1 pseudogene is annotated in these 562 nt (G+C 69.6%); it reads left to right on the top strand.

Going from position 1 to position 562, the window contains the following annotated elements:
* Positions 1–187 precede the first annotated feature (187 nt).
* A pseudogene (locus tag KBX53_RS35275) lies at positions 188–562 on the top strand (peptide chain release factor 1); the annotation flags it as partial.

Raw genomic sequence — 562 nt, forward strand, 5'->3', positions numbered from 1 at the left:
GTACACGATCCGTCGGGTATCGAGTCCGCTGTCCATTTCCACCACCGAGAGTTCGCGTGTGTTCACAGATCGTATCGACGTCTTCGGTTGAACGACGTGAATGAAACCTGGTCACGGGCTCACGGCCGCGAGGTGACATCCCCGACGACCCGGGTAAGCGGGGGGCCGAGCTGGAAAGGGGTCGAGCATGCAGCTGTCCTTCCTGCGCCCGCTCTACGACCGTCCCGGGCCGTGGTGCTCGGTGTATCTGGACGCCTCCGCGGACACGGAGGACGCCCACCCCGCCCTGGATCTGCGCTGGCGTGCCCTGGAACGCCGCCTGGCCGAACAGGGGGCGGACGAGGCGAGCATCGCCGCGCTGGACCGGGTGGTCCGAGGTCACGACCCGATGGTCGGGGACTACGGCCTGGCGGTCTTCGCCAGTCACGGCCGGGTGGTGCTCTCCGAGTACCTGTCCGCGCCACCACTGCGCGACCTGGCCCACGTCGGCCCGCTGCCGCACGTGATGCCGCTGCTCGCCCAGCGCGGCGAGCAGGTGGCCTGGGTGCGGGTGGTCGCCGAC

The sequence above is a fragment of the Micromonospora sp. M51 genome, assembly GCF_018070305.1.
In the GTDB taxonomy this organism is placed as follows: domain Bacteria; phylum Actinomycetota; class Actinomycetes; order Mycobacteriales; family Micromonosporaceae; genus Micromonospora; species Micromonospora parva.